At 73.7% G+C, this 7,998-nt stretch carries 6 protein-coding genes; 3 read left to right on the top strand and 3 right to left on the bottom strand.

Going from position 1 to position 7,998, the window contains the following annotated elements:
- Positions 1-142: 142 nt before the first annotated feature.
- A complete protein-coding gene (rmuC, locus tag ACWGKI_RS02705; protein WP_380242904.1) occupies positions 143-1,735 on the top strand; it encodes a DNA recombination protein RmuC in 1,593 nt (530 codons plus the stop codon).
- Positions 1,736-1,765: 30 nt separating this feature from the next.
- Here the strand turns inward: rmuC and ACWGKI_RS02700 are convergent, their stop codons facing one another.
- Positions 1,766-2,809 (bottom strand): 4-hydroxy-3-methylbut-2-enyl diphosphate reductase, encoded by a 1,044-nt coding sequence (locus ACWGKI_RS02700; RefSeq protein WP_452184494.1) that lies wholly within the window; start codon positions 2,807-2,809, stop codon positions 1,766-1,768.
- Between the two features lie 72 nt (positions 2,810-2,881).
- Between ACWGKI_RS02700 and xseA the strand changes: the two genes are divergently transcribed.
- Positions 2,882-4,177, top strand: a complete 1,296-nt coding sequence (gene xseA / locus ACWGKI_RS02695; protein WP_452184492.1) for an exodeoxyribonuclease VII large subunit — start codon at positions 2,882-2,884, stop codon at positions 4,175-4,177.
- On the opposite strand, the gene ACWGKI_RS02690 is transcribed toward xseA, so the two are convergent.
- Positions 4,140-5,105, bottom strand: a complete 966-nt coding sequence (locus ACWGKI_RS02690; protein WP_452184490.1) for a helix-turn-helix transcriptional regulator — start codon at positions 5,103-5,105, stop codon at positions 4,140-4,142. The genes xseA and ACWGKI_RS02690 overlap by 38 nt on opposite strands.
- Before the next feature lie 61 nt (positions 5,106-5,166).
- On the opposite strand from ACWGKI_RS02690, the gene ACWGKI_RS02685 reads away from it, so the two are divergent.
- Positions 5,167-6,324 carry an epoxide hydrolase family protein gene (locus tag ACWGKI_RS02685; protein ID WP_452184488.1) on the top strand — a complete coding sequence of 386 codons (1,158 nt, stop codon included), beginning with the start codon at positions 5,167-5,169 and terminating at the stop codon, positions 6,322-6,324.
- Between the two features lie 5 nt (positions 6,325-6,329).
- Here the strand turns inward: ACWGKI_RS02685 and ACWGKI_RS02680 are convergent, their stop codons facing one another.
- Positions 6,330-7,949, bottom strand: a complete 1,620-nt coding sequence (locus ACWGKI_RS02680) for an ATP-binding cassette domain-containing protein (RefSeq protein WP_452184486.1) — start codon at positions 7,947-7,949, stop codon at positions 6,330-6,332.
- Between the last annotated feature and the right edge of the window lie 49 nt (positions 7,950-7,998).

The raw sequence follows: 7,998 nt of genomic DNA, 5'->3' as shown, positions 1-7,998 counted from the left end.
CGGGGAACCCTTTTGGGGCCCGCCCCGGCCCCGCCCCCGTGGGTTGTTCTTTTCACCCACACGCCATGTTATGCTTTATAATCTCCCCACGCTCGTCGCGTGGACGCTCCGTCCTGTCGGTACGGCGTGAAACGGTGTGCCCATGACGACGACCCTCGCTCTGCTCCTCATCGTCGGCGCCCTCGTGGTCGGCACGCTGGTGGGCTGGCTGTGGCACGCCAACCGCGCAGCCCGCGCGGGGCGCTCGCACGAGATGGAGCGGCTGCGCGAGCACGGCGAGCTCGAGTCCGTGCGGCGGGACGCCGCCGAGCTGCGCAGCAGGCTCGGGCAGGCCGGCGACGAGGCGGAGCGCCGCCTGGCGGAGCAGCGCGAGCTGGCCGAGCGCGACCTGGACCGCGCTCGCGACGAGGCGGACCGGCGCGTGGCAGAGGCGCGTCAGCAGGCGGACCGCCTGCTGGCCCAGGTCCGGGAGGACCTCGAGCGGCAGCTCGCCGAGGCGAAGGGCGACCAGGAGGCGGCGGCGCAGCGGTTCCGCGCACTGGCCAACGACGCGCTGGCCGCCAACCAGAAGCAGTTCCTCGACCTCGCGGACGAGCGGCTGCAGCGCAGCACGCAGAAGAACGACGAGACCCTGGCCCAGCGCGAGCAGGCCTTCCGGGCGCTGGTCGACCCGCTCGGCAAGAGCCTCGAGAAGGTCCGCGAGGAGGTCGTCGCGGCGGAGAAGGCGCGCGCGGAGGGATCGTCCGCCCTGGGCGAGCACCTGCGGCAGCTCACGCTGGCCAACGCCGAGCTGCGGCAGGGCACCAGCGACCTGGTCACCGCGCTGCGCTCCTCGCAGACGCGGGGTGCCTGGGGCGAGCTCCAGCTCCAGCGGGTGGTCGAGGCCGCCGGGATGATGGAGCGCGTCGACTTCGACGTCCAGGTGCAGGCGACGAACGAGGACGGCGACGTGCTCCGGCCCGACATGGTGATCAACCTGGCGGGGGGCAAGAACGTCGTCGTCGACTCGAAGGTGGCGTTCCTCGGCTACCTGGAGGCCCAGCAGGCGTCCGACCCTGCGGTCCGCGAGCAGCGGATGGACGCCCACGTGCGCCACGTGCGCAAGCACGTCGACGACCTCGCGTCGAAGCGGTACTGGGACCTCTTCGACCACGCCCCGGAGTTCGTGGTGATGTTCGTGCCGGCCGAGGCCTTCCTCGCCGCCGCCCTGGAACGCGACCCGTCGCTCATGGAGGAGGCCGCGCGCAAGAACGTGCTCCTCGCGAGCCCGGCCACCATGCTCGCGCTGCTGCGGACGGTCGCGTTCGCGTGGCGGCAGCAGGCTCTCGCCGACAACGCGCAGGAGGTCCTCAAGGTCGGCAAGCAGCTGCACTCCCGGATCGTGACCATGACCGGCCACATCACCAAGATGGGACGCTCGCTCGAGAGCTCGACCAAGGCGTACAACTCGATGGTCGGGTCCCTGGAGCGCAACGTGCTCGTCTCGGCGCGCCGGATGGTCGAGCTCGACGTCGTCGACGGCAAGGACGAGATCGAGGAGGTCAGGGGCCTGCAGGAGGTGCCGCGGCCGATCACCCGGCCCGAGCTGCTCGCCGCCGCCGAGGGCGCCGTCGTCGCTCTGGGCGACCTGAGCGTCGAGGACGACCGGGCGTCGGTGGACTCGCTCGTGACGGCGGACCGGGACGCGCTCGAACGCGCCGGCCAGGAGGCCCAGGACGACTCCGCCGCCGGCTGAGCCCGCAGGGGCCGCCGCCGACGGCGCGCGTCAGGCGGGCTCGACGGGCAGCGCGGTGCGCGCGCCGCGGCGGGGCCGCTTCTCCTCCTGGCCCGCGGCCTTGAGGCCTCGTGCCAGCTCGCGCGGCAGGGAGAACATCAGGTCCTCCGTGGCGGTCCGCACCTCCTCGACGGCGCCGAAGCCGTGCGCGTCGAGGTGGGCGATGACGTCCTGGACGAGGATCTCCGGCACCGACGCTCCCGAGGTGACGCCCACCGTCGTCGCGCCGTCCAGCCAGGCGTCGTCGATCTCCGTCGCCCGGTCCACGCGGTACGCGGTGCGCGCACCCGCCTGCAGCGCGACCTCGACGAGACGCACCGAGTTCGACGAGTTCGCCGAGCCGACGACGATCACGACGTCGCACTCCGGGGCGAGCTTCTTCACCGCGACCTGCCGGTTCTGCGTGGCGTAGCAGATGTCGTCGCTCGGCGGGTCCTGCATCTCGGGGAAGCGGACGCGCAGCCGTCGCACGGTCTCCATGGTCTCGTCCACGGACAGCGTCGTCTGCGAGATCCAGACGACCTTGTGCGGGTCGCGGACCTCCACCTGGTCGACCTCGTCCGGGGAGTTCACGACCTGCACGTGGTCGGGCGCCTCGCCGGCCGTGCCCTCGACCTCCTCGTGCCCGGTGTGGCCGATGAGGAGGATGTCGTAGTCGTCGCCGGCGAAGCGCACGGCCTCCTTGTGCACCTTGGTGACCAGGGGGCAGGTGGCGTCGATGGTCTCCAGGCTGCGGGCCGCCGCGGCCTCGCGGACCGCAGGAGAGACGCCGTGCGCGGAGAACACCAGCCGCGCGCCCTCGGGCACCTCGTCCGTCTCGTTGACGAAGATCGCACCGCGCTCGCGCAGCGTCTCCACGACGTGCTTGTTGTGCACGATCTCCTTGCGGACGTACACCGGCGCACCGTAGGTCTCGAGCGCCTTCTCCACGGCCACCACCGCGCGGTCGACCCCCGCGCAGTAGCCGCGCGGCGCGGCCAGCAGCACGCGCTTGGTCGACGTCGGGAGGGTGGGGGCCGGAGCGGTCGCAGTCACGCGGCCAGTCTAGGTGGGCGCGTGTGGACGTCCTGTGACGGGGGTCTGACGTGCCCGTCAGGGGCGTGGGGCATGCTGGACGCCGTGTCGGACGTGTCCCAGCCGGAAACCCAGCCGCAGCCCCTGCCCGAGCTCGCCCGTGAGACGACGGCCGAGCGGCCCTGGCCGGTGCGCCTGCTGTCCGCGAAGATCCGGGACTACGTCGCGAAGATGTCGCTGGTGTGGGTCGAGGGCCAGGTCGTCGAGCACACCTACCGACCCCGGGCGGGCATGCAGTTCGTGACGCTGCGCGACACCGATGCCGAGGCCTCGCTGCCGGTGCACATGCTCACGCGCGTCTTCGACGGCCTGCACCACAAGCCTGAGGTGGGCGACCACGTGGTGGTGCAGGCCAAGCCGGAGTTCTGGGTGAAGACGGGCCGGATGTCGATGCGGGCCACCGCCGTGCGGCAGGTGGGCGTCGGCGAGCTCCTCGCACGCATCGACCAGCTGCGGCGGGTGCTCGCGGCCGAGGGCCTCTTCGACGTCGACCGCAAGCGCCCCCTGCCGTTCCTCCCCGCCGTCGTCGGCCTCGTGTGCGGGCGGGAGTCCAAGGCCGAGCACGACGTGGTCGTCAACGCGCGGGCCCGCTGGCCGCAGGTCCGGTTCGAGATCCGTGAGGTGGCGGTCCAGGGCGTCGACGCCGTGCGCGAGGTGAGCGCAGCCCTCGCCGATCTCGACGCCCGCCCCGAGGTCGAGGTGATCGTCCTCGCCCGCGGCGGCGGCTCCGTCGAGGACCTGCTCCCCTTCAGCAACGAGGCGCTGGTGCGGGCAGCCGCGGCGTGCACGACGCCGCTGGTCAGCGCCATCGGCCACGAGACGGACGCACCGCTGGTCGACCTCGTCGCGGACCTGCGCGCGTCGACGCCGACCGACGCGGCGAAGTGCATCGTGCCGGACGTCGCCGAGGAGCGGCTGCGCCTGGACCAGGCCCGCCGCCGCATGCGCGGCGCCGTGGCGGCTCGGGTCGAACGGGAGCAGCACGGCCTGGACGCGCTGCGGTCGAGGCCGGCGCTGGCCCACCCCCAGACGACCGTCGACGTCCGGGAGCGTGAGATCGCCCAGCACGTGCGCCACGCGCGGCACTGCCTGGACGCCGCCCTGCTGCGCGCCGCCGGCCAGATCGACCGTCTGGAGGCTCAGGTCCGCGCCCTCTCCCCCCTGTCGACGCTCGCCCGCGGCTATGCCGTGGTGCAGCGCGCCGACGGAGGCGTGCTGCTGTCGTCCGACGACGTCGCCACCGGGGACGCCGTCCGCGTCCGCCTGGCGCGCGGGGCACTCGAGGCCGCCGTCACGGGTCGGACGCCGGCCCCCGCGCCGCACGCCTGAACCGCTCCGCCAGGCGGTCGAACGCCGCGGCGAGCTCCTCCCCCTCGAGGACCTCGACGTCCGCCCCGAGCTGGGCGATCCACAGCGCGAGCCGGTCCGGGTCGTCCGAGCCGACGCCGACCCGGCAGGCGTCCGGCCCGTCCTCGGTGATGTCGAGCGGAGCCCCGATCCTCGCCGCGACCTCGGCGGCCGGCGCGTGCACGCGCAGTCGCGCCCGGTAGCGCCACGTGGCACGGCGCACCCGTCCGACCACGTGCTCCACCACCGCGTCCTCGGGGATCTCCCGGCGGCGGAACCGCGCGCCCGTCGGGGCGCGGGGCTCCATCCGGTCCACGCGGAAGACCCGCCAGTCCAGGCGGTCGAGGTCCCAGGCGAGCAGGAACCAGCGCGCGCCCCAGCTCACCACCCGGTGCGGCTCCACGTGCCGCACGGAAGCGGTGCCGTCGTGCGAGGTGTACCCGAACCGGAGCCGCTCGGCCGCGCGGATGGCGGCGGCGACCGCGGAGAGCACGGCCGGGTCCAGCACCGTGCCCGCGCGCGGGACCACGCTCGTCGCGTCGCGGACCGCCTCCACCCGCGCCCGCAACCGCGCCGGGAGCACCTGCTCCAGCTTCGCCAGCGCGGTGAGCGACGTCTCCTCGGCGCCCAGGCCGTGGGTCGCGACGACGCCGAGCCCGACCGCCACGGCCACGGCCTCGTCGTCGTCGAGCACGAGCGGCGGCATCGCCGTGCCGGCGGCCAGCCGGTAGCCGCCGGCGACGCCGGGGCGCGCCTCGACGGGGTAGCCCAGGGAGCGCAGCTTGCCGATGTCGGTGCGGACGGTCCGCGTGCTCACGTCGAGCCGGTCCGCGAGCTCCGTGCTGGTCCAGTCGCGCCGCAGCTGGAGCAGGGACAGTAGCTGCAGCAGCCGGGCGGACGTCTCGATCACCTCGAGATCGTGTCACCGATCGCGGAAGCTCGTCTTCCGCGTTTGCGGGCACAGTGGCGTCATGACCACGAACGCCGCGAGCACCGCCCTCGTCCCCTTCCGCATCGACGTGCCGCAGGCCGATCTCGACGACCTGCACGACCGGCTCGCGCGCACGCGCTGGCCCCTGCCCGTCCCCGGCCGCGACGACCGCACGGACTTCAGCCGCGGCATGCCGCTGCCGTACCTGCGCGAGCTCGCCGAGCACTGGCGTGACGGCTTCGACTGGCGCGCCCAGGAGGCGGCCCTCAACGCGCACGAGCAGGTCACGACCGTCGTCGACGGCCAGACCTTTCACGTGGTGCACGCCCGCTCGGCGAACCCGGACGCCACCCCGTTGCTGCTGTGCCACGGCTGGCCGGGTTCGTTCGTCGAGTACCAGCGGCTCCTGCCGCTGCTGACCGACGCGTTCCACGTCGTCGTGCCGTCCCTGCCGGGGTTCGGCTGGTCGACCCCGCTGGCCGGGACCGGATGGGAGGTGGCCCGTACCACCGAGGCCTACGCGGAGATCATGACGCGGCTCGGCTACGAGCGCTTCGGGGTGCACGGCACCGACATCGGCGCCGGCACCACGGGGCGGCTCGCCGCCCTGTACCCGGACCGGGTGATCGGCACCCATGTCGGCAGCGACGGCCGGTCGCTCGGCATGGTCGGGGACCAGTTCCCGCTGCCGGACGGGCTGACCGACGACGAGGTCGCCCAGATCGAGGCGGTGCGCGCTCGCGACGCCGCAGAGCACGGCTACTTCGAGATGCAGAACCACCGCCCCGACACGATCGGCGCCGCTCTCACCGACTCGCCCGTGGGCCAGCTCGCGTGGATCGTCGAGAAGTTCCAGACCTGGACGAACCCGGCGTGCCACACCCCGGACGAGTCGGTCGACCGCGACCAGCTCCTCACGAACGTGTCGCTGTACTGGTTCACCCGGAGCGGTGCGTCGAGCGCGCAGTTCTACTACGAGGCGTCGCACTCCGGGCTGGACTGGCTCGCGGCGTCGGACGTCCCGTCCGCCTGGTCGGTCTTCGACACCCACCCGCTGATGGCGAAGGTGTTCAACGGCTGGGGCGCGATCGACCAGTGGGTGGAGCACCCCGAGGGCGGCCACTTCCCCGCGATGGAGGAGCCCGAGCTGCTGGCGACGGACCTGCGCGCCTTCTTCGTCGGGCGGTCCCGCGGCTGAGCGCCCTACCTCGCGCGGGCCACCCGGCCCTCGTCCCAGACGGGCTCGGGGGTCTCGCGCACGGTGCCGTCGGCACCGAACACGAGGAACCGGTCGAAGCCGCGCGCGAACCACCGGTCGTGCGTGACCGCGAGGACGGTGCCGTCGAAGGCCTCCAGCCCCTCCTGCAGCGCCTCGGCGCTGGCGAGGTCGAGGTTGTCGGTGGGCTCGTCGAGCAGCAGCGCGGTGCAGCCGGCCAGCTCCAGGAGCAAGATCTGGAACCGCGCCTGCTGACCGCCGGAGAGGCGGTCGAACTCGCGGTCCGCGGCGACGGTCAGCTCGTAGCGGCGCAGCACGGACATGGCGGCGCCGCGGTCCCGGGCGTGGTCCTCCCAGAGCACCTGGGTCAGCGTCCGCCCGAACAGCTCGGGCTGCGCGTGCGTCTGGGCGAAGACGCCCGGCACCACGCGTGCGCCGAGGCGCCACTCGCCCGTGTGCGCGACGTCGTCACCCCCGAGCAGCCGCAGGAAGTGTGACTTGCCCGACCCGTTGGACCCGAGCACCGCCACGCGCTCGCCGTAGAAGACCTCGAGGTCGAAGGGCTGCATGAGACCCGTGAGCCCGAGCTGCTCGCAGGTCACCGCCCGCACGCCGGTGCGGCCGCCGCGCAGCCGCATGCGGATGTCCTGGTCGCGGGGCGGCTCCGGAGGCGGGCCGGCCTCCTCGAACTTGGCCAGGCGCGTCTGCGCGGCGCGGTAGCGGGACGCGAGCGCGTCGCTGTTGGCCGCGGCCTGTCGCAGCTCGCGCACGAGGCGCACCAGCTGGGCGTGCTTCTCGTCCCAGCGCCGGCGCAGCTCCTCGAACCGCGCGAACCGCTCCCGCCGCGCCTCGTGGAACGTGGCGAACGAGCCGCCGTGCACCCAGGCGTCCGCGCCCGACGGCGCGGGCTCGAGCGACACGATCCGGTCGGCGGACGTCGCCAGCAGCTCGCGGTCGTGCGAGACGAACAGGACGGTCTTGCGGGTGGCGCGCAGCTGGTCCTCGAGCCACCGCTTGCCGGGCACGTCGAGGTAGTTGTCCGGCTCGTCGAGCAGGAGGACCTCGTCCGTGCCGCGCAGCAGCGACTCCAGGACGAGCCGCTTCTGCTCGCCGCCGGACAGGGTGCGCACCTCGCGCCAGCGTGCCTGCTCGTAGGGGATGCCGAGCGCGGCGACGGTGCAGACGTCCCACAGGGTCTCGGCCTCGTACCCGCGCACCTCGGCCCAGTCGGCGAGGGCCTGGGCGTACGCGAGCTGGGCGGGTTCGTCGTCGACCTCCATGATGGCCAGCTCGGCGGCGTCGACAGCGCGCGCGGTGTCGCGGATGCGCGGCGGGGCGACGGCGACGAGCAGGTCGCGCACGGTGCTGGCGTCGCGCACGGAGCCGACGAACTGGGGCATGACGCCGAGGCCCCCGGTGACGGTGACGGACCCGGCCTGCGGGGTCAGCTCGCCCGACAGCAGGCGCAGCAGGGTGGTCTTGCCCGACCCGTTCGGCCCCACGAGGGCGGTGGCGCTGCCCTCCGGGACGCGGAACGAGACGTCGTCGAGCAGCGTGCGGCCGTCCGGCAGCACGTGCTCGACGTGCGCCACCTCCAGGTGTCCCATGCCGCGCACGCTGCCCGACGCCTGCGCGGCTCGCAAGGCATTTCCGCCC

The organism is Isoptericola sp. NPDC055881 (assembly GCF_053615895.1).
This window is presented reverse-complemented; position numbering and strand designations above follow the sequence as displayed.

Bases quoted from the DNA above. Each gene is read 5' to 3' on its own strand.
- rmuC (WP_380242904.1), top strand. From the start codon at position 143: ATGACGACGACCCTCGCTCTGCTCCTCATCGTCGGCGCCCTCGTGGTC.
- ACWGKI_RS02685 (WP_452184488.1), top strand. From the start codon at position 5,167: ATGACCACGAACGCCGCGAGCACCGCCCTCGTCCCCTTCCGCATCGAC.
- xseA (WP_452184492.1), top strand. From the start codon at position 2,882: ATGCTGGACGCCGTGTCGGACGTGTCCCAGCCGGAAACCCAGCCGCAG.
- ACWGKI_RS02680 (WP_452184486.1), bottom strand. From the start codon at position 7,949: ATGGGACACCTGGAGGTGGCGCACGTCGAGCACGTGCTGCCGGACGGC.